This window comes from Bradyrhizobium sp. DN3, assembly GCF_041357655.1.
Lineage (GTDB): Bacteria > Pseudomonadota > Alphaproteobacteria > Rhizobiales > Xanthobacteraceae > Bradyrhizobium.
This window is the reverse complement of sequence record NZ_JAULLN010000010.1, coordinates 188,450-206,818: the sequence shown is the minus strand read 5'-3', so window position 1 is coordinate 206,818 and position 18,369 is coordinate 188,450. Positions and strand designations below refer to the sequence as shown.

Below are 18,369 nucleotides of genomic sequence, written 5' to 3'. Positions count from 1 at the left end.
TATTCTTGCGCGGCGGTTTGTCAGACGGGCGGATCGAATAAGCGTTTCCCGGAAACAGGGGAATGCACGTGGGGTGATTTCGTAAGGGGAGCGCGAACGGCATGAGGATGTCGATGGGCCGGATGGGCCGGCAGTTGCTGGGATTGGCCGTGGCGGGTCTGACGCTGGCGACGGGCGGTGTGGCTTTCGCCGAGCTCGGGCAACCGGCGCCGTGGGAGTGGGCGCTCCAGCAATCCGGCTCGCCGGTGATGGACAACATCGTCTGGTTCCACAACTTCCTGTTGGTGCTGATCACCCTGATCACGCTGTTCGTCCTGGCGCTGCTCGTGGTCGTGGTCATCAAGTTCAATGCGAGGGCCAATCCGGTGCCGTCGCGGACCACCCACAACACGCTGATCGAGGTGGTGTGGACCCTGGTTCCGGTGCTGATCCTGGTCGGCATCGCGGTGCCGTCGTTCCGCCTCCTGTTCCTCGAGCTCGACGTGCCGAAGGCGGATCTGACCGTCAAGGCGACGGGCAAGCAGTGGTACTGGTCCTATGCCTATCCTGATAACGGCAAGTTCGAGTTCGACTCGCTGATGGCCCAGGACAAGCAGCCCCGCTTGCTCGGCGTCGACAACGAGATGGTGGTGCCGGTCAACAAGGTGATTCGGGTCCAGACCACGGGCGCGGACGTCATCCACGCCTTCGCGCTGCCGGCTTTCGGCGTCAAGATCGACGCCATTCCGGGGCGGCTGAACGAGACTTGGTTCAAGGCCACCAAGACCGGCATGTATTACGGCCAGTGCTCGGAACTGTGCGGCAAGGATCATGCCTTCATGCCGATCGCGATCCGCGTGGTCGACGACCAGGAGTTCGCCTCCTGGGTCGAGACCGCGAAGAAGAAATTTGCGAGCGGCGGCACCAGCACCTACGCCTCCGCGGCCGGCCCGACGCAGTAAGCGCCGGGCGCAGGCTCGAGGGACTGAAAGCGACATGAAGGGCGGGACCGCATAAGGTCCGAATGGGACGCAAGGCAGGATTTGAAAATGGCAACGAGCGCAGCGGCACACGGCGATCACGCGCATCATGACGAGCACGCCCATCCGACCGGATGGCGGCGCTACGTTTATTCGACCAACCACAAGGACATCGGCACGATGTACCTGATCTTCGCGGTCATCGCCGGCGTCATCGGCGCCACGATGTCGATCGCGATCCGGGCCGAGCTGATGTATCCGGGCGTGCAGATCTTCCACGAGACGCACACCTACAACGTCTTCGTGACCTCGCACGGCCTGATCATGATCTTCTTCATGGTCATGCCCGCAATGATCGGCGGGTTCGGCAACTGGTTCGTGCCGCTGATGATCGGCGCGCCCGACATGGCGTTCCCGCGCATGAACAACATCTCGTTCTGGCTGCTGCCGGCCTCCTTTGCGCTGCTCTTGATGTCGACCTTCGTCGAGGGCGAGCCGGGCGCCAACGGCGTCGGCGCCGGCTGGACCATGTATGTGCCGCTGTCGAGCTCCGGTCATCCGGGCCCGGCCGTCGACTTCGCGATCCTGTCGCTGCATCTGGCGGGCGCCTCGTCGATCCTCGGCGCCATCAACTTCATCACCACGATCTTCAACATGCGCGCGCCGGGCATGACCCTGCACAAGATGCCGCTGTTCGTGTGGTCGATTCTGGTGACGGTGTTCCTGCTGCTGTTGTCGCTGCCGGTGCTCGCCGGTGCGATCACCATGCTGCTGACCGACCGCAATTTCCACACGACGTTCTTCGCGCCCGACGGCGGCGGCGATCCCGTGCTGTTCCAGCACCTGTTCTGGTTCTTCGGCCACCCCGAGGTGTACATCCTGATCCTGCCCGGCTTCGGCATGGTCAGCCAGATCGTCTCGACCTTTTCGCGCAAGCCCGTATTCGGCTATCTCGGCATGGCCTACGCCATGGTCGCGATCGGCGGCATCGGCTTCGTAGTGTGGGCACACCACATGTACACGGTCGGCATGTCCTCGGCGACGCAGGCCTATTTCGTCGCCGCCACGATGGTCATCGCGGTTCCGACCGGCGTGAAGATCTTCTCCTGGATCGCCACGATGTGGGGCGGTTCGATCGAATTCCGCGCGCCGATGATCTGGGCCGTGGGCTTCATCTTCCTGTTCACGGTCGGCGGCGTCACCGGCGTCGTGCTGGCGAACGCGGGCGTCGACCGCGTGCTGCAGGACACCTACTACGTCGTCGCGCACTTCCACTACGTGCTGTCGCTCGGCGCCGTGTTCGCGATCTTCGCGGGCTGGTACTACTGGTTCCCGAAGATGTCGGGCTACATGTACAACGAGACGCTGGCGAAAGCCCACTTCTGGGTCACCTTCATCGGCGTCAACATGGTGTTCTTCCCGCAGCACTTCCTGGGTCTGTCGGGCATGCCGCGCCGCTACGTCGACTATCCCGATGCGTTCGCAGGCTGGAACCTGGTCTCCTCGGTCGGCTCCTACATCTCCGGCTTCGGCGTCTTGATCTTCCTCTACTGCGTGCTCGACGCCTTCATGCGCAGGGTGCCGGCGGGCAACAATCCCTGGGGTGCGGGGGCGACCACGCTGGAGTGGACGCTGTCCTCGCCGCCGCCCTTCCACCAGTTCGAAGTGCTGCCGCGCGTGCAGTAAGCCATCGTCCGCGGCGCCCGAGACGGGCGCCGCGGCTGTTCACGAAGCGAGTTGAATTAAGTGTCCGTCCTCGACCACAACGCCATCGACATCAATCCCCGCATCTCCGAAGCGGAGGTCGGCGACTACATCGCGCTGCTCAAGCCGCGGGTGATGTCGCTGGTGATCTTCACCGCGCTGGTCGGGATGGCGATGGCGCCCGGGCATTTCCACTGGGTGCTGGCGATCACCTCGCTGCTCTGCATCGCCGTCGGTGCCGGTGCCTCCGGCGCGCTCAACATGGCGCTCGAAGGCGACATCGACGCCAAGATGTCGCGCACGGCGAACCGGCCGATCCCGCGCGGCCGCATCACCCGTCCCGAGGCGATGGCGTTCGGCATGACGCTCGCTTTCTTCTCGGTGATGACGCTCGGCATCCTCGTCAACTGGATCGCGGGCGCGCTGCTCGCCTTCACCATCTTCTTCTACGTCGTGATCTACACGATGTGTCTGAAGCGCTGGACCGCGCAGAACATCGTGATCGGCGGCGCCGCCGGCGCGCTGCCGCCGGTGGTGGCCTGGGCCGCCGTGACGGGCACGGTCGACGTCGAGCCGCTGCTGCTGTTTGCCATCATCTTCTTCTGGACGCCGCCGCATTTCTGGGCGCTGGCGCTGTTCCGCTCGGACGATTACGCCCGCGCCGGCATTCCGATGCTGCCCAACGTCGCCGGTCCCGACGCAACGCGCCTCCAGATCCTGCTCTACACCATCGTGCTGATCGCGGTCGCCGCCGCACCCTGGGCGCTCGGCTATTTCGACGCCGTCTACGGCATCGTTTCGCTGATCCTCGGCGCCGGCATGCTGGTGCTCGCCATCAACGTCTACATGCGCCGCGAGCGCAGCCAGTCGCTGCGCGCGACCCGCAAGCTGTTTGCCTTCTCCATCCTTTATCTGTTCGCGCTATTCGCGACCTTGCTGGCCGAGGTCGTGTTCCGGGCGTTTGCTCCGATGGCATGGGGCGCATGAGGCAGGGATGGCCGACAAACCCGAGCCAGATGGAATCGTCCTCACCGAGGCGCAGAAGAAGAGCCGTCGTCAGCGCTCGATCGCCATCGCGCTGGCGCTCGGCGTGCTCGTGGTGCTGTTCTTCGCCGTCACCATGGTCAAGGGACCGGCAGTTCTAGTGCGGCCGATGTAGGAAAGATGGATCTCGAGCCGACCATATCGCAGGACGTCAGCGCCAAGCCGGCCAAGCGCCGCGGGCTGGGTCGCGATGTGGTGGTCGCCTCGATCTGCGGCGGCGTGGTGGCGCTGATGGTGGGGGCATCCTACGCGGCAGTGCCGTTCTACAACTGGTTCTGCCGCGCCACCGGCTTCAACGGCACCACCCAGGTCGCGACCTCCGCGCCAGCGACCGGCCCGATCGCGCGAAAAATCTCGGTGCGTTTCGATTCCAACGTCGCGCCGGGCCTGCCCTGGAAGTTCGAGCCCGAGCAGAGCGAGATCGAGGTCAATATCGGTCAGGTCACGACCATCTACTACACCGTGACCAACCAGGCCGCGCGCACCACCGCGGGCCAGGCCGCCTATAACGTCGCGCCGCTGACGGTTGGGTCATATTTCCAGAAGATCAACTGCTTCTGCTTCACCGAGCAGACCATGGCGCCCGGCGAGAAACGGGAGATGCCGGTCGTGTTCTACGTCGATCCGTCGATCGCCGACGACCACGAGAATGACGGGCTGAACACGATCACGCTGTCCTACACGTTCTATCCGGTGAAGGATCCCGTGGTGAAGCCGCTGGCATCCGGCGAACGCGACAAACGCAAGGGAAATCTCTGATCGCTGGGCTCATGGCTCGGGGGTTGGACACAAGGGGATAAGTGCCTGATAGGCACGGGATTGAGGAGAGAGACCGCAAATGGCAACGGCGCACACCAAGCATCACGACTATCACCTGGTCGATCCCTCTCCCTGGCCGGCCGTCGGCTCGCTGTCGGCCTTCATCATGGCGGTCGGCGCGATCGCCTGGATGCACCACATGTTCTCGGCTGCCCCGATCGTGTTCGGCGTCGGCACCGTCGGCGTGCTCTACACCATGGCGAGCTGGTGGGGCGACGTGATCAAGGAAGCCCAGTACAAGGGCGACCACACCCGCGTCGTGCAGCTCCATCATCGCTACGGCATGATCCTGTTCATCGCCTCCGAGGTGATGTTCTTCGTGGCTTGGTTCTGGGCCTATTTCAACGCGGCGCTGTTCCCCGCGGACGCCGTCCATGCCACGCGCGATGCCGTGTTCGGCTGCGGCCTCGGCACCCAGGCCGGCGCCTGCTCCGTTCCCGGCACCTGGCCGCCAAAGGGCATCGAGACCTTCGATCCCTGGCATCTGCCGCTCCTGAACACGCTGATCCTGCTCACCTCCGGCACCACCGTGACCTGGGCGCACCACGCGCTGCTCGAGAACGATCGTCAGGGCCTGAAATACGGCCTGATCCTCACCGTTGTGCTGGGTGCGCTCTTCACCTGCGTGCAGGCCTATGAGTACAGCCACGCGGCGTTCTCGTTCGGCGGCAACGTCTACGGTGCGACCTTCTTCATGGCGACCGGCTTCCATGGCTTCCACGTGCTGGTCGGCACCATCTTCCTGCTGGTCTGCCTGTTCCGCGCCTATGCCGGCCACTTCACGCCGAAGCAGCATCTCGGCTTCGAGTTCGCCGCCTGGTACTGGCACTTCGTCGACGTGGTCTGGCTGTTCCTGTTCCTCTGCATCTATGTCTGGGGACACGGCGCCGAGACCATGGCCCACGGTGCGCACTGAGCCTGCGGGGCAGATGATCAGAAGGGGCGGCCGCTGGGCCGCCCTTTCGCTTTCCGGCCGCCGGAAGCTTCGGCGGAAACTGTGATAGAGTTTGCCATCATGAACGACACCACCGGCCCATCCGAGTCCGAAACCACCGTCCTGCAAAGCGCGCTGCGCGGGCTCGCCTGCAAATGTCCGCGCTGCGGCGAAGGCAAGCTCTATGCGGGCTTCCTGACGCTCGCGCCTCGCTGCGACCGCTGCGGGCTCGACTACGCTTTCATCGATAGCGGTGATGGTCCGGCGATCTTCATCATCATGCTGGCCGGAGCGATCGTGGTCGGCTGCGCGCTCGTCGTCGAGGTCAAGTATCAGCCGCCGTTCTGGCTGCATGCGGTGCTCTGGCTGCCGCTGATCCTCGCCACCACGCTATTGCCGCTGCGCGCGATGAAGTCGCTGCTGATCGCGCTGCAATTCCACCACAAGGCAGCGCCGGGCCGGCTCATCGACCGCGCGAAATGAACGGGAGTGTGCGCAAGCCTCGCGTGGCCGGCTTTGCGCTGTTCACGCTGCTCCTGACGGCCGTCTTCGTCGCACTCGGCATCTGGCAATTGCAGCGCCGGACAGCCAAGCACGAGCTGATCGCCGCTCTCACCGAACGGCTTGCGGCCGCGCCGGTCGCGCTGCCTGCGCCCGCGCAATGGGCTGCGCTCAATCCCGCGCGCGACGAATTTCGCCGCGTCAGCTTCACCGCAATCTACGCCCCGCTGCCCGATGCGATGATCTATTCCTCCGGCTCGGCCGTGCGCAAGGACGCCGCCGGCCCCGGCACCTGGGCGTTCCTGCCGGCGCGGCTTCCGAGCGGCGAGATGGTCGTGATCGATGCCGGCTTCGTCGAGAACACGATGCAGGATCGCAGCGTCGAGGATCGCGCGGTGAGGAAGCTCGTCACGGGTCAGCCGGCCGTGCTCACCGGCTATCTCCGGTTCCCGGAACCAGCAGGCTGGCTGACACCGGCGGAGAACCGCGACAAGCGACTCTGGTTCGTGCGCGATCATCTGGGAATCGCGAGCGCGCTCGGCTGGGGGACGGTCGCGCCGTTTTATATCGACCTGGAGCAGCCGATGCCCGAGAACGGCATTCCACGTCCCGGTCCGCTCGACGTGCATTTGAAAGACGATCACCTGCAATACGCCATCACTTGGTTCACGCTCGCAGGCGCCCTGTTGATCGCTTTTGCGGTGTGGGTGAGGGGGCGGCGGCCGAGCTGATTTTGTCCGTAGATCCACGAGGGAACCCGGTATCGCCCGGGCTTTACCATTCAGCGCATATTCACGAGTGTAGTCCTAAGCCGCCAGTGCTTGTCCCCGGCAGAGGATTGCAGCGTGAGTGATTTTGATCAGATGGGAATTGTCGTCGATTGGGTGGACGCCTGTCGGAAGGGCGACCTCACGATGCTGCTCGATCTCTATGCCGACGACGCCCAGCTCGAATGCATGTGCAACGGCATGCACCGATATTGCGGCCGGAGCGAGCTCGAAGCCTATTGGCAGCCGCGGCTCAGCGCCTTCGCGTCGGTGGGTTTCGGACTGGAGGAGATCCATCCCGCGCCTCATGGCGTCGAACTCGAATATTCCGTCGCCGGCGCGCTGCACATTCATGCTTCGTTTCGCTTCAGCCCCGAAGGCAAGATCCGCAGCACGCTGTGCGAGCCGGCGCGGCAGAGCGTGCATGCCGGTTGCGCGTGCTAAAGCATGATCCGGAAAAGTGCGCAGCGGTTTTCCGAAAAGATCAGGCTCAAGCAATAACCTAAAGCGCGATGACGATTCACCCCAATCTCATCGCGCTTTAGCCTGATGATGGCGCATCCCGCGTCGTCTTGACCGGAAGACGGCAGCGCACATAGGTTCGGTCATCCGCGCGCAGCAGTGACAGCGATCCGCTGAGCGCGCGCACGCGCTCATGCATGCCGGTCAGACCCCGGCCGAAGACGTTGCCGGCGGGAAAGCCGCCGCCGTCGTCGGAGATCTCGATGACGAGCGTCTCGCCGGCGGCAGTCGCCTGCACATGGGCATTGCTGGCTTTGGCATGGCGCAGCACGTTGGTCAGCGCCTCCTGGATCACGCGATAGACGGTCTGGGCGAGCGGTCCGTCGATCCCGTTGAGATGGGGATCGATCGTGGCCGTCAGGTCGATATGCGGTGACTGCTTGCGAAAGTTTTGCAGCAGTGTCTGCACGCTGGTCGCGAGGCCCAGCTCCTCGATATAGAGCGGTCGCAGCCGGTCGAGAATACGGCGGTTGGTCTGCTGGAGCGCCTCGACCGATTGCAGCACCTCCTGCGCCGAATTGCCGAGATTTCCTGCAGGTCGCGATGCCTCGATCAAGGCGATCGTCCCGGCGCGGATACTGAACAACAGCGGTCCGAGTTCGTCATGCATCTCGCGGGCGAGGTCGCGCCGCTCGTCATCCTGGAGCGACACCAGGCGGTGCAGGAGGTCGCGATTGTCCGCGCTCAATTGCGCCAGCGTTGCGGCCAGCGCGTTGGCCTCCTCGCAACTCTGCCGGATCTCCGGCGGGCCGGCGACGGGAATCGGCGTTGCGTAGTCGCCGCGCCGTAGCCGCGTGAGCCCCGCGCCGAGATTTCGCAGGGGCCGCAGCGCCGATCCCGCGAAGACATAGGCGATGGTGCCCGTGAGCACCATGAGCGCGAGGACGAGGCAGATCAGCGCGAGAAAGCCGATCCATTTCTCGAACAAGTCGGCCGACAGGTCCGGAAGGAAGACGAGATCTCCTACACGCCTGCCGTCGATGATGACCGGGGACGCCGCGTCCATCTCCGGGATGACAAGCAGCTCGATGAACCATTGCGGCACGCCATGCAGGCTGCGCAGGCCGCCTTTCGGGGAGGGCGCGGGACCCTCCTCGGCGGCGCGGAATTGGATATCGGAGGAGGTACCCAATGAATGGACAAAGGCATCGAGTGTCTGCCGTGGCTTGTCCGACGCGCGCAGGGTGTTGTTGAGCGCGGTGGCGATTGCCCGGGCCGAACGCTGGCGCGGCTCATTTTCCTCAGCGAGCTGGCCCCCTGCGAAGGTCTGAAGCAGCATGCCGCCCAGGATCAGTGCCGCGAGAAGGCTCGCGCCAAGCGGAAGAAACAATTGCGTCCGGAATGAGAGCCGTTGCCACATTAGGTCAATTCTAACGTGTTTTGGTGGGATTCTCTCTTTCCATTTGTTCCCGCCGGTCTATGAGTCGAAAAACAAGAGAGCGCGCGATGCAAGATACCGCCAGACCGGCGACCAGGGTCCTGATCGTCGACGACCATCCCGTGGTGCTGTCCGGTTGTCGCACCCTGTTCGCCTCCGACCACTCGATCCGTATCGACGAGGCGACCGACGCCAAATCCGGGCATCGCGCCTATGTCAGCAAGCGGCCCGACGTCACCGTGATCGACATCAGCCTGCCTGATGTCTCCGGATTCGAGCTGATGCGACGCATCCGCAAGGACGATCCGGGCGCCAAAATCATCATGTTCAGCATGAACGACGATCCGGCCTTCGTGGTGCGGGCGGTCGAGCTTGGGGCGCAGGGTTATGTCTCCAAGGGCGACGATCCCAGGATCTTGCTGAAGGCGGTGCGCAAGGTGGTCGCAGGCGACAATTTCATCTCGCCGCAGCTCGCGGAAGCCGTGACGTTTTCCGGTGCGGCGATCAAGGCCAATCCAGCCTCGCAGATGACACCGCGCGAGCTCGAGATTCTCCGCCTGCTCGGACGCGGCGACAAAATCGTCGAAGTGGCCGAGGCGCTCGGCATCTCCTACAAGACCGTCGCGAACACCACGTCCCTCCTCAAGCAGAAGCTCGGGGCCAAGAACCATTCCGATCTGATCCGGATCGCCGTGGAAATCGGGATGAATTGATCTCCCGCCAACGACCGAACCGGCTGCTCCAGGATGCAGCGGTTCGGTCGACGGATCGGCGTCGCCATCGGCCGGGCAATGCATGGGCGATGGCTGGCACCCTCCGCCGACCCAATGGGTCGCCACGGCATTCGTTCCTCAGGTCGGCCATGGTTTCGGGAGAAAACGGCAATACAAAGCGAGTCATTGCACGTAACTGCGACAGAATGCCCTGAGCGCGCCGGGAAAAATAGGAACGTCGTTCGTCGCCTGCCGTTTTGGCTCTTGACGATTTGATTGCAGCTGACGAAAGCTTGGGCGAACAGTTTTAGCGGGTCGGGGGACCCGACGAGGCAAACCGGTCTGCACACAACGACAGACCTTCCAAGAGAAGGGCTGCGGCAATGCCGCAGCCCTTTTTCATTCAGCAACGAGGGCGACCGGAAGCGGTTTCCCGATGCCGCAAAACACTTTATGGTGGCCGAAAGCCGCAGGCTGTTAACAAGTATTTTCGTAAAATCAAAGGCTTAACGAGCGGGCTCAGGCTCGGTCGGCCTTTGGAGGGCAGTTTGACTCGTTATATCTCGACCCGGGGCGAGGCCCCCGAACTCGGCTTCTGTGACGTTATGCTGACCGGGCTCGCCCGCGATGGCGGCCTGTATGTGCCGGCCATTTGGCCGCAGCTTTCGGCGCAGGCCATCGCGGGCTTCTTCGGCCGTCCCTATTGGGAAGTCGCGGTCGACGTGATTCGCCCCTTCGCCGGCGGCGAGATCACGGACGCTGAGCTTGGCCGCATGGCCAACGAGGCCTATGCCACCTTCCGACATCCTGCGGTGGTGCCGCTGCGCCAGATGTCGCCGCATCAGTTCGTGCTGGAGCTGTTCCACGGCCCGACGCTCGCCTTCAAGGACGTGGCGATGCAGCTGATCTCGCGGCTGATGGACCATGTGCTCGCCAAGCGCGGCCAGCGTACCACCATCGTGGTCGCGACCTCCGGCGATACCGGCGGCGCGGCGGTCGAAGCCTTCGCGGGTCTGGAGAATGTCGACCTCATCGTGCTGTTCCCGCATGGCCGCATCTCAGAGGTCCAGCAGCGGATGATGACGACGACGGGTGCGGCCAATGTGCACGCGCTCGCCGTCGAAGGCACCTTCGACGACTGCCAGGCGCTCGTGAAGGGGATGTTCAACAACCATCGCTTCCGCGATGCGACCTCGCTGTCCGGCGTCAACTCGATCAACTGGGCGCGTATCGTTGCCCAGGTGGTCTACTATTTCACCTCGGCCGTCGCCGTCGGTGCACCGGCGCGCGCGGTGGATTTCGTCGTGCCGACCGGCAATTTCGGCGACATCTTTGCCGGCTACGTCGCCAAGCGCATGGGCCTGCCGGTGCGCACGCTGCGCATCGCCGCCAACGTCAACGACATCCTGGCCCGCACGCTCAAGACCGGGATCTACGAGGTGCGCGAGGTGCACGCCACGGCGTCGCCGTCGATGGACATCCAGATCTCCTCAAATTTCGAGCGGCTGCTGTTCGAAGCCGGCCAGCGCGATGCGGCTGGTGTGCGTCGCCTGATGGATTCTCTGAAACAGTCCGGACGCTTCGTGCTGCCCGATGCGACGCTGGCCGCGATCCGCGGGGAGTTCGACGCAGGCCGCGCTGACGAGACCGAAACCGCGGCTGCGATCCGCGCCGCCTGGCGCGAGGCGGGCGAGCTGGTCGATCCGCATACCGCAGTGGCGCTCGCGGTCGCCGACCGCGACACCACCGACACGACGGTCCCGAGCATCGTGCTCTCCACGGCCCATCCGGCCAAATTCCCCGACGCGGTCGAGGCAGCCTGCGGCCAGCGGCCGCAACTGCCCGCCTGGCTCGACGGATTGATGACCAAATCCGAGCACATGAAGGTGATGAAGAACGATCAGGCCGAGGTCGAGCGGTTCGTGCTGTCGGTCAGCCGCGCCGCAAAGCAGGGAGTTGCCGGATGAGCGTCGAGATTTCCAAGCTTGCCTCCGGCCTGACCATCGTCACCGACAAGATGCCCCATCTCGAGACTGCCGCGCTCGGCGTCTGGGCTGGCGTCGGCGGGCGCGACGAGAAGCCGAACGAGCACGGCATCTCGCATCTTCTGGAGCACATGGCGTTCAAGGGCACGACCACGCGCTCCTCGCGCGAGATCGTCGAGGAGATCGAAGCGGTCGGCGGCGACCTCAATGCCGGCACCTCGACCGAAACCACGTCCTATTACGCGCGGGTGCTGAAAGCCGACGTGCCGCTCGCGCTCGACGTGCTCGCCGACATCCTCGCCAATCCCGTTTTCGAGTCGGACGAGCTGGAGCGCGAGAAGAACGTCATCGTGCAGGAGATCGGGGCTGCGCAGGACACCCCCGACGACGTCGTGTTCGAGCATCTGAACGAGCTCTGCTATCCCGACCAGCCGATGGGCCGTTCGCTGCTCGGCACCGCCAAGACGCTGCGCGGCTTCAACCGCGACATGCTCCGCGGCTATCTGTCGACGCATTATCGCGGGCCCGACATGGTGGTGGCCGCCGCCGGCGCGGTCGATCACAAGCAGGTTGTCGCCGAGGTCGAGAAGCGTTTCGCGAGCTTTGAAGCGACGCCGGGACCGAAGCCGCAATCCGCCCAGTTCGGCCAGGGCGGCGCCAAAGTGGTCCACCGCGAGCTCGAGCAGGCGCATCTGACGCTGGCGCTCGAGGGGGTGCCGCAGACCGACCCGTCGCTGTTTTCGCTCCAGGTCTTCACCAACATTCTCGGCGGCGGGATGTCGTCGCGGCTGTTCCAGGAGGTTCGCGAGAAGCGCGGCCTCTGCTACTCCATCTACACCTTCCACGCGCCCTACACCGACACCGGCTTCTTCGGCCTCTACACCGGCACCGATCCCGCCGACGCGCCGGAGATGATGGAGGTCGTGGTCGACATCATGAATGATTCGGTGGAAACCCTGACCGAGGCCGAGATCGCGCGGGCCAAGGCGCAGATGAAGGCGGGCCTGTTGATGGCGCTGGAGAGCTGCTCGTCCCGTGCCGAGCAGCTCGCCCGGCATGTGCTGGCCTATGGCCGGCCGCAGACCGTGCAGGAGCTGGTGGCCCGGATCGACGCCGTCAGCGTCGAATCGACCCGGGATGCCGCGCGTGCGCTGCTTTCGCGCAGCCGCCCTGCGGTCGTCGCATTGGGCAGCGGCAGGGGGCTGGACACGGCGGTGTCTTTTGCGGAAGGATTGACCCGGGCGCGCGCCAAGGCGCGGCTGCATTAGGAGCCGCGCAGGGGCGCCGCCCCCGGAAGCATCACCATGGCCCTCTTTCGCCTGCCATCCAGTGGACCCGCCGCACTCGTGCCGCGCGGCAACGGGTTGCTGCTGCGCGCTCCGCAGATGTCGGATTTCCTGCAATGGGCTCACTTGCGCGAAAGCAGCCGCGACTACCTCACGCCCTGGGAGCCGATCTGGCCCTCGGACGATCTCACCCGGTCCGGCTTCCGCCGCCGTCTGCGCCGCTATTCCGAGGACATCGCCGCGGATCGTTCCTATCCCTTTCTGATCTTTCGCGAGCTCGACGGCGCCATGGTCGGCGGCATCACGCTGGCCAATGTCCGGCGCGGCATCGTGCAGGCCGGCACTATCGGCTACTGGATTGGGCAGCCCTACGCCCATCGCGGCTACATGACCGCGGCACTGCGGGTGCTGCTGCCGACGCTGTTCGGCGAGCTCAACCTGCACCGGGTCGAGGCCGCCTGCATCCCCACCAATGCGCCGTCGATCCGGGTGCTGGAGAAGTGCGGCTTCTCCCGCGAGGGGCTGGCGCGCCGCTATCTCTGCATCAACGGGATCTGGCAGGATCACCTGCTGTTCGGCCTGCTGCATGAGGATTTTCGCGGCTGAGCCGCCACCTCCTGCGGCCAAAGTCTTGATCGTCCCGCCTTGCTTGCTGCCGTAATTTACCTGCCTTGGGTTCGCCGATTTTGGCGATATAACGGCGCGGGCCGGCCTGCGATCGGCCGGAATGCTGTCATGGAGTATGGGTGTCGATGGTGAAGGAGCTTCGGTCATCGCGGAATGCGTTGCGGCGGGGGACGGTGGTCGCGCTGGCGTTGTCGATTGCGCTCGCGTCCGTCTCGCCGGTGGCGGCCCAGTCCTTGAGCGACCGCTTCAAGAGCCTGTTCGGCGGCAAGTCCGACGAGCCGGCGCAGCCCAAGCCGGCGCCCGCGCCCGGCCAGCCAGCCGATGACGACGTCGATTGCCCGCAGGTCACCGTGCGCGCCGGCGCCTCCACCTATGCGGTTGGTGCCAGCGGCAAGCCGGCCGTCGGCAATGAGATCCGCTTCCAGGCCACGATTACCAAGATGGCGCGCGAATGCGCCCGGAGCGGCGGCGATATCACCGCCCGGATCGGAATCCAGGGCCGTGTTATCGCCGGCCCGGCCGGCGCGCCTGCGACGGTCGAGGTCCCCTTGCGTATCGCCGTGGTGCAGGGCGGCGTCGGCGAGAAGGTGATTGCGTCGAAGGCCTACCGGACCACGGTCGAGATGTCGGAGGGCGGCAGCGTGCCCTTCACCTTCGTCGCCGAAGATCTGGCCTACCCGATGCCCTCAGCCGCGGTCGCCGATTCCTACATCTTCTATGTCGGCTTCGACCCGCAGGCACTCTCGCCCGAGCCGAAGGGGCGGAAGAGGAAGTAATTGGCTACGACCTCAGCTGTCATTGCCCGCCACCGGATCTCGCCTTCTGCGAGCGCTCGGAACCGAGGGGCCGCGGCGTACTGGATCACCCGCCTGCGCGGGTGATGACACCGTACTTGTTGTCGTGGCGTCGAAAACAAAAAAGCCGGCGCTCATCGCGCCGGCTTTTTGGTTGGTGAAGGCAAAATCTCAGTTCAGCTTCTGCCGAACCTCGTTGATGCCCTTGGCGAGCAGGTCGTCGGCGACCTGGCCCTTGACCGACTGCGACAGGATCGTCGAGGCGGCCTGCACGGCGGCTTCGGCGGCTGCGGCGCGGACATCGGCCAGCGCCTGGGCCTCGGCGAGCGCGATCTTGCTCTCCGCAGTCTTGGTTCTGCGGGCGACGAAGTCTTCCATCTTCACCTTGGCGTCGGCCGCGATGCGCTCGGCTTCGGACTTGGCATTGGCGATGATGTCGGCAGCCTCGCGCTCGGCCGCGGCACTGCGCGCCTTGTAGTCGGCGAGCACCTTGGCTGCCTCCTGCTTGAGACGTGCGGCGTCGTCGAGCTCGGCCTTGATGCGGTCGGCACGATGATCGAGCGCGGTCATCGCCGTCTTGAAGATCCCGAGATAGCCGAACACGACCATCAGGATCACGAAGGCGACGGCGACCCAAAATTCAGGTTCGAAGAACATCTCGACTAACCCTTCAAGGACGCATCTACCGCGGCATTGACCGACGCTGCGTCGGGAACGACGCCGGTGAGCTGCTGCACGATCTGGCCTGCCGCATCGGCCGCGATGCCGCGGACGTTGCTCATGGCGGCGGCGCGGGTCGAGGCGATGGTCTTCTCCGCCCCGGCGAGCTTGGCCGCCAATTGCTCTTCCAGAACCTTGCGCGCGGCGTCCGCCTGCGCATTCGCCTTGTCGCGGGATTCGTTGCCGATCGCCTGTGCCCGCGTGCGCGCCGAAGCGAGCTCGCTTTCATAGGCCTTCAGCGCCGCGTCGGACTGGTCCTTCAGCTTCTGCGCTTCGGCGAGGTCGCCCTCGATTTTGTTCTGCCGCGCCTCGATCGCACCGCCGATGCGCGGCAGAGCGAGCTTGGACACGATCACGTAAAGCAGGACGAAGAAGATCGCGAGCGACACCAGCTGTGAAGCAAAGCTGCTGCTCTCGAACGGCGGAAAACCGCCACCGTGGTGACCACCGTCAGCCTCGGTGTGAGCGCCCGCCGCCGGACCTTTTGCGTCGCCATGACTCTCAGCCATGGAGTTCTCCTGTTGCTGTCACGCGCGCCGTCCCATGGACTGGAACGGCGCGAAAAACCTCGTCCTCAGAGCGGAACGAACAGCAGCAGCAGCGCGATCAGCAGCGAGAAGATGCCGAGCGCTTCGGTCACGGCGAAGCCGAAGATCAGGTTGCCGAACTGGCCCTGAGCGGCCGACGGATTGCGAACGGCTGCGGCGAGGTAGTTGCCGAAGATCACGCCCACGCCGACGCCCGCACCGCCCATGCCGATGCACGCGATGCCCGCGCCGATAAGTTTTGCTGCTGCCGGATCCATTTTAGACTCCTTGGAAGAAAGATTGCGTTGTGGGTGGAAATTCCCCGGACCGCTCAGTGTCCCGGATGAATGGCGTCGTTGAGGTAGATGCAGGTCAGGATCGCGAACACGTAAGCCTGGAGGAACGCGACCAGGATCTCGAGCGAAGTCAGCGCGACCGTGAGCGCCAGCGGCAGCACGCCGCCGACCCAGCCGATGGCGCCGAGCGAGAAGCCGAGCATGGCGACGAAGCCTGCGAACACCTTCAGCGCGATGTGGCCGGCCAGCATGTTGGCGAAGAGACGGACGCTGTGGGAGACCGGCCGCAGGAAGAACGACAGGACCTCGATGAACATGACCAGCGGCAGGATGTAGATGGGGACGCCGTGGGGAACGAAAATCTTGAAGAATTTCAGGCCGTTCTTGTAGACGCCGTAGATCAGGACGGTGAAGAACACCAGGAGCGCAAGCGCCGCGGTGACGATCAAGTGGCTCGACACCGTGAAGGTGTAGGGGATGATACCCACCAGATTCGAGACGCAGATGAACATGAACAGCGAGAAGATCAGCGGGAAGAACTTCATGCCTTCCGCGCCGGCCGTCGAACGGATGGTCGAGGCGACGAATTCGTAGGAGATTTCTGCGACGGACTGCAGACGCCCGGGAATCAGCTGCGTGCCGCTGGCGAGCATCAGGATCGAGATGATCGCCACGGCCACCAACATGTAGAGCGACGAATTGGTGAAGGCGATCGTATGATTGCCGATATGGCCCAGAGTGAAGAGAGGCTCGATGTTGAACTGGTGGATCGGGTCGATTTTCATCAGCGCGGCATCTCTTGGTCTGCCGGGCGATGCCGGCGGGTCTCGGTCTGCCGGCCAGGCCGGCCCGTACCGGCGAGCCGGCACGATCATTCCTCTCTTGGGGATCGCTTAAGAACCACCGCGCCTGTTTTGACCCGCGCCCGCCGTTCTCACCACATTCACCACGCCGGCGACGAAGCCCAGCAGCAGGAACACGATAAATCCGAAAGGCGACGTCGACAGCAAGCGGTCGAACCCCCAGCCAATCCCCGCTCCGACAACGACGCCGGCGACCAACTCCGAGGATAACCGGAAACCAAGCGCCATCGCCGAGGCTCTGGCCGCTCCGTCTTCACCGTTACCTGCGGGTTGCTCGGTCTTGCTCCGCCGGTCCCGAAGTTCGGACAACCGCTGATCAAGACTTCCGAGCCGTTCGGAAAGCGCAGCTTCCTCGGACGATCTATCGCGATCTCCATTCTCACCGTGTCCCGTGCCCTGTGTCATGCAACGAAGACCCGAAACGCCGCGGCTGAATGGAAATTACGCCCGCCACCCTCAAAAGCCGCGCGGACCATACTGATGGCCTATAATCAAGTCAAGCCAAGTCACGATTGCGTCGCTTTCCGTTATGTATCTGATTTGATTAATGATATTGGCGCACACAGCAGCGCTGCACACAGCGTGACGCCGCACCGCAGCAGCTCTCCGCATGATCGGCGGATGCAGCCGCCATTTCGCCGCGCTGCCGGGATCAAAGGGACCGTCGCGGTTGTTGATATCGGTGATGCGTTTTGGGCGGCGGATGGCCTCGGCGGGTGTAGAATTACGAAAGTGCCACCTGCACGTCGTGGCGGAGCGCAAGATGAGACCTGTGACGTCATCCACAACATCATGGTTTGCGGGAGCGACATTCGCCGTGGTGATGGTCGTCAGCGGCGGCTTCGTCGCCGCGCAATCCGCTCCCGACAGTGAAAACGGCCGCTACAGCATGACGCCGATCCCCGAGGGCGTGTTGCGGCTCGACACCCGCACCGGCGCCATGTCGACCTGCACCAAGAACGGCGCCGGCTGGGCTTGCTACGCGGTGCCCGACGAGCGGTCCGCACTCGATGCCGAGATCGGCCGGCTTCAGGCCGAAGTCGAGAAGCTGAAGGGCCAGCTCGCGGCCGGGCCGACGGTATCGGGCAAGATCGACGAGCCGCTGCCGAAATCCGATCCGCTCAAAAAGGCGGAGCCGAAAGCCGCCGAGGGCGAGCGTAAGATCGAGATCCCCCTGCCGAGCGACCAGGATGTCGACCGCGTGATGTCGTTCCTGGAAAGAGCCTGGCGCCGGCTTATCGACATGGCCAACCGCGTGCAGAAGGACGTGTCGGGGAAGATTTGAGGACCCCTTCGCGCGGCCAAAGCATTGAGCTCTTGTAGGGTGGGCAAAGGCGCCTTGCGCCGTGCCCACCACGTTTCCACGATGACGAGACAAGACGTGGGCACGGTGCTTTGCGCCTTTTGCCCACCCTACGGCGCTTCCGGAGGGATTTTTGATGACATCAGGCAAATCGGTAACGCGTTCGGCGCCCTCGTCGGTGCAGGCCACCGCCGTCACATCGTCGCTGCTCACCGTGCGGACGCCGGGTCACGGCTTCACCGATCTGACCAGCGAGGTAGCCAAGTTCATCGCCGAAGCCCACGCGCGCGACGGCGCGTTGACATTGTTCATCCGCCACACCTCGGCCTCGCTGACGATTCAGGAGAACGCCGATCCTTCCGTGCTCGCTGACCTCGCCACGGCGCTGTCCCGGCTCGCGCCGGAGAACGTCGGATGGACGCATGACACCGAGGGGCCCGACGACATGCCCGCGCATATCAAGACGATGCTGACGGGGGCCTCGCTTCAGGTCCCGGTCCTGAACGGCAAGCTCGCGCTCGGCACCTGGCAGGCGATCTATCTGATCGAACATCGCAGCCGGCCGCATCGGCGCGAGGTCGTGCTGCAGTTCGTCGGCGCGACGTCATAAGCAAAACGGCCGCGGAA

The 18,369-nt window shown here is 64.4% G+C and carries 22 protein-coding genes; 16 read left to right on the top strand and 6 right to left on the bottom strand.

What is annotated here, in order from left to right:
* Positions 1 to 101: 101 nt before the first annotated feature.
* The 9 genes from coxB to AAE027_RS17300 all read left to right on the top strand — a co-directional run bounded on the left by coxB (position 102) and on the right by AAE027_RS17300 (position 7,172).
* Positions 102 to 941 (top strand): cytochrome c oxidase subunit II, encoded by an 840-nt coding sequence (coxB, locus tag AAE027_RS17340; RefSeq protein ID WP_370987813.1) that lies wholly within the window; start codon positions 102 to 104, stop codon positions 939 to 941.
* 87 nt (positions 942 to 1,028) lie between these two features.
* Positions 1,029 to 2,645 carry a cytochrome c oxidase subunit I gene (ctaD, locus tag AAE027_RS17335; RefSeq protein WP_091885212.1) on the top strand — a complete coding sequence of 539 codons (1,617 nt, stop codon included), beginning with the start codon at positions 1,029 to 1,031 and terminating at the stop codon, positions 2,643 to 2,645.
* A 60-nt stretch (positions 2,646 to 2,705) separates the two neighbouring features.
* Positions 2,706 to 3,650: a heme o synthase gene (locus AAE027_RS17330; RefSeq protein WP_370987814.1), complete on the top strand. Its 945-nt coding sequence runs from the start codon at positions 2,706 to 2,708 to the stop codon at positions 3,648 to 3,650.
* A gap of 7 nt (positions 3,651 to 3,657) precedes the next feature.
* On the top strand, positions 3,658 to 3,822 hold the full coding sequence (locus tag AAE027_RS17325) for a hypothetical protein (RefSeq protein ID WP_018644977.1): 165 nt from the start codon (positions 3,658 to 3,660) through the stop codon (positions 3,820 to 3,822).
* A 5-nt stretch (positions 3,823 to 3,827) separates the two neighbouring features.
* On the top strand, positions 3,828 to 4,466 hold the full coding sequence (locus AAE027_RS17320; protein WP_370987815.1) for a cytochrome c oxidase assembly protein: 639 nt from the start codon (positions 3,828 to 3,830) through the stop codon (positions 4,464 to 4,466).
* A gap of 79 nt (positions 4,467 to 4,545) precedes the next feature.
* A complete protein-coding gene (locus AAE027_RS17315) occupies positions 4,546 to 5,442 on the top strand; it encodes a cytochrome c oxidase subunit 3 (RefSeq protein WP_091885221.1) in 897 nt (298 codons plus the stop codon).
* A 99-nt stretch (positions 5,443 to 5,541) separates the two neighbouring features.
* Positions 5,542 to 5,943, top strand: a complete 402-nt coding sequence (locus AAE027_RS17310; RefSeq protein ID WP_370987816.1) for a DUF983 domain-containing protein — start codon at positions 5,542 to 5,544, stop codon at positions 5,941 to 5,943.
* Positions 5,940 to 6,692, top strand: a complete 753-nt coding sequence (locus AAE027_RS17305) for an SURF1 family protein (RefSeq protein ID WP_370987817.1) — start codon at positions 5,940 to 5,942, stop codon at positions 6,690 to 6,692. The genes AAE027_RS17310 and AAE027_RS17305 overlap by 4 nt, the downstream gene beginning before the upstream one ends.
* Before the next feature lie 114 nt (positions 6,693 to 6,806).
* Complete coding sequence (locus tag AAE027_RS17300; protein WP_370987818.1) at positions 6,807 to 7,172, top strand: nuclear transport factor 2 family protein; 366 nt, start codon at positions 6,807 to 6,809, stop codon at positions 7,170 to 7,172.
* Positions 7,173 to 7,269: 97 nt separating this feature from the next.
* On the opposite strand, the gene AAE027_RS17295 is transcribed toward AAE027_RS17300, so the two are convergent.
* Positions 7,270 to 8,610 (bottom strand): histidine kinase, encoded by a 1,341-nt coding sequence (locus AAE027_RS17295; RefSeq protein ID WP_370987819.1) that lies wholly within the window; start codon positions 8,608 to 8,610, stop codon positions 7,270 to 7,272.
* Positions 8,611 to 8,696: 86 nt separating this feature from the next.
* Here AAE027_RS17295 and AAE027_RS17290 point away from each other — a divergent pair, with 86 nt between their 5' ends.
* The 5 genes from AAE027_RS17290 (at position 8,697) to AAE027_RS17270 (ending at position 14,015) form a co-directional block, all read left to right on the top strand.
* Positions 8,697 to 9,341, top strand: a complete 645-nt coding sequence (locus AAE027_RS17290; RefSeq protein WP_091885239.1) for a response regulator transcription factor — start codon at positions 8,697 to 8,699, stop codon at positions 9,339 to 9,341.
* Positions 9,342 to 9,889: 548 nt separating this feature from the next.
* Positions 9,890 to 11,308, top strand: a complete 1,419-nt coding sequence (gene thrC, locus AAE027_RS17285) for a threonine synthase (protein ID WP_164935108.1) — start codon at positions 9,890 to 9,892, stop codon at positions 11,306 to 11,308.
* Complete coding sequence (locus tag AAE027_RS17280) at positions 11,305 to 12,594, top strand: M16 family metallopeptidase (RefSeq protein ID WP_091885245.1); 1,290 nt, start codon at positions 11,305 to 11,307, stop codon at positions 12,592 to 12,594. The genes thrC and AAE027_RS17280 overlap by 4 nt, the downstream gene beginning before the upstream one ends.
* 36 nt (positions 12,595 to 12,630) lie before the next feature.
* Positions 12,631 to 13,218: a GNAT family N-acetyltransferase gene (locus AAE027_RS17275; protein ID WP_091885248.1), complete on the top strand. Its 588-nt coding sequence runs from the start codon at positions 12,631 to 12,633 to the stop codon at positions 13,216 to 13,218.
* Positions 13,219 to 13,364: 146 nt separating this feature from the next.
* Positions 13,365 to 14,015, top strand: coding sequence for a hypothetical protein (locus AAE027_RS17270; protein ID WP_370988013.1), 651 nt, complete (start codon positions 13,365 to 13,367; stop codon positions 14,013 to 14,015).
* A gap of 189 nt (positions 14,016 to 14,204) precedes the next feature.
* Here the strand turns inward: AAE027_RS17270 and AAE027_RS17265 are convergent, their stop codons facing one another.
* The 5 genes from AAE027_RS17265 to AAE027_RS17245 all read right to left on the bottom strand — a co-directional run bounded on the left by AAE027_RS17265 (position 14,205) and on the right by AAE027_RS17245 (position 16,844).
* Positions 14,205 to 14,690, bottom strand: a complete 486-nt coding sequence (locus AAE027_RS17265; RefSeq protein ID WP_370987820.1) for a F0F1 ATP synthase subunit B family protein — start codon at positions 14,688 to 14,690, stop codon at positions 14,205 to 14,207.
* Positions 14,691 to 14,695: 5 nt separating this feature from the next.
* Positions 14,696 to 15,262 carry a F0F1 ATP synthase subunit B family protein gene (locus AAE027_RS17260; protein WP_091885256.1) on the bottom strand — a complete coding sequence of 189 codons (567 nt, stop codon included), beginning with the start codon at positions 15,260 to 15,262 and terminating at the stop codon, positions 14,696 to 14,698.
* Positions 15,263 to 15,327: 65 nt separating this feature from the next.
* A complete protein-coding gene (locus tag AAE027_RS17255; protein WP_007599451.1) occupies positions 15,328 to 15,558 on the bottom strand; it encodes a F0F1 ATP synthase subunit C in 231 nt (76 codons plus the stop codon).
* Positions 15,559 to 15,611: 53 nt separating this feature from the next.
* Positions 15,612 to 16,361 carry a F0F1 ATP synthase subunit A gene (locus AAE027_RS17250; RefSeq protein WP_091885258.1) on the bottom strand — a complete coding sequence of 250 codons (750 nt, stop codon included), beginning with the start codon at positions 16,359 to 16,361 and terminating at the stop codon, positions 15,612 to 15,614.
* A 108-nt stretch (positions 16,362 to 16,469) separates the two neighbouring features.
* Complete coding sequence (locus AAE027_RS17245; protein WP_370987822.1) at positions 16,470 to 16,844, bottom strand: AtpZ/AtpI family protein; 375 nt, start codon at positions 16,842 to 16,844, stop codon at positions 16,470 to 16,472.
* 358 nt (positions 16,845 to 17,202) lie between these two features.
* Between AAE027_RS17245 and AAE027_RS17240 the strand changes: the two genes are divergently transcribed.
* Together AAE027_RS17240 and AAE027_RS17235 are read left to right on the top strand one after the other, a co-directional pair.
* Positions 17,203 to 17,724: a hypothetical protein gene (locus tag AAE027_RS17240; protein ID WP_370987823.1), complete on the top strand. Its 522-nt coding sequence runs from the start codon at positions 17,203 to 17,205 to the stop codon at positions 17,722 to 17,724.
* Between the two features lie 154 nt (positions 17,725 to 17,878).
* On the top strand, positions 17,879 to 18,352 hold the full coding sequence (locus AAE027_RS17235) for a secondary thiamine-phosphate synthase enzyme YjbQ (protein ID WP_370987824.1): 474 nt from the start codon (positions 17,879 to 17,881) through the stop codon (positions 18,350 to 18,352).
* The last annotated feature ends 17 nt before the right edge of the window (positions 18,353 to 18,369 follow it).

What these genes read in the sequence shown, in the direction of transcription:
- AAE027_RS17305 (WP_370987817.1), top strand. Translation starts at nt 5,940, where the DNA reads ATGAACGGGAGTGTGCGCAAGCCTCGCGTGGCCGGCTTTGCGCTGTTC.
- AAE027_RS17255 (WP_007599451.1), bottom strand. Translation starts at nt 15,558, where the DNA reads ATGGATCCGGCAGCAGCAAAACTTATCGGCGCGGGCATCGCGTGCATC.
- AAE027_RS17235 (WP_370987824.1), top strand. Translation starts at nt 17,879, where the DNA reads ATGACATCAGGCAAATCGGTAACGCGTTCGGCGCCCTCGTCGGTGCAG.
- AAE027_RS17275 (WP_091885248.1), top strand. Translation starts at nt 12,631, where the DNA reads ATGGCCCTCTTTCGCCTGCCATCCAGTGGACCCGCCGCACTCGTGCCG.
- ctaD (WP_091885212.1), top strand. Translation starts at nt 1,029, where the DNA reads ATGGCAACGAGCGCAGCGGCACACGGCGATCACGCGCATCATGACGAG.
- AAE027_RS17270 (WP_370988013.1), top strand. Translation starts at nt 13,365, where the DNA reads ATGGTGAAGGAGCTTCGGTCATCGCGGAATGCGTTGCGGCGGGGGACG.
- AAE027_RS17290 (WP_091885239.1), top strand. Translation starts at nt 8,697, where the DNA reads ATGCAAGATACCGCCAGACCGGCGACCAGGGTCCTGATCGTCGACGAC.
- AAE027_RS17260 (WP_091885256.1), bottom strand. Translation starts at nt 15,262, where the DNA reads ATGGCTGAGAGTCATGGCGACGCAAAAGGTCCGGCGGCGGGCGCTCAC.
- AAE027_RS17250 (WP_091885258.1), bottom strand. Translation starts at nt 16,361, where the DNA reads ATGAAAATCGACCCGATCCACCAGTTCAACATCGAGCCTCTCTTCACT.
- AAE027_RS17315 (WP_091885221.1), top strand. Translation starts at nt 4,546, where the DNA reads ATGGCAACGGCGCACACCAAGCATCACGACTATCACCTGGTCGATCCC.
- AAE027_RS17320 (WP_370987815.1), top strand. Translation starts at nt 3,828, where the DNA reads ATGGATCTCGAGCCGACCATATCGCAGGACGTCAGCGCCAAGCCGGCC.
- AAE027_RS17245 (WP_370987822.1), bottom strand. Translation starts at nt 16,844, where the DNA reads ATGACACAGGGCACGGGACACGGTGAGAATGGAGATCGCGATAGATCG.
- AAE027_RS17265 (WP_370987820.1), bottom strand. Translation starts at nt 14,690, where the DNA reads ATGTTCTTCGAACCTGAATTTTGGGTCGCCGTCGCCTTCGTGATCCTG.
- coxB (WP_370987813.1), top strand. Translation starts at nt 102, where the DNA reads ATGAGGATGTCGATGGGCCGGATGGGCCGGCAGTTGCTGGGATTGGCC.
- AAE027_RS17280 (WP_091885245.1), top strand. Translation starts at nt 11,305, where the DNA reads ATGAGCGTCGAGATTTCCAAGCTTGCCTCCGGCCTGACCATCGTCACC.
- AAE027_RS17240 (WP_370987823.1), top strand. Translation starts at nt 17,203, where the DNA reads ATGAGACCTGTGACGTCATCCACAACATCATGGTTTGCGGGAGCGACA.
- AAE027_RS17310 (WP_370987816.1), top strand. Translation starts at nt 5,542, where the DNA reads ATGAACGACACCACCGGCCCATCCGAGTCCGAAACCACCGTCCTGCAA.
- AAE027_RS17325 (WP_018644977.1), top strand. Translation starts at nt 3,658, where the DNA reads ATGGCCGACAAACCCGAGCCAGATGGAATCGTCCTCACCGAGGCGCAG.
- AAE027_RS17295 (WP_370987819.1), bottom strand. Translation starts at nt 8,610, where the DNA reads ATGTGGCAACGGCTCTCATTCCGGACGCAATTGTTTCTTCCGCTTGGC.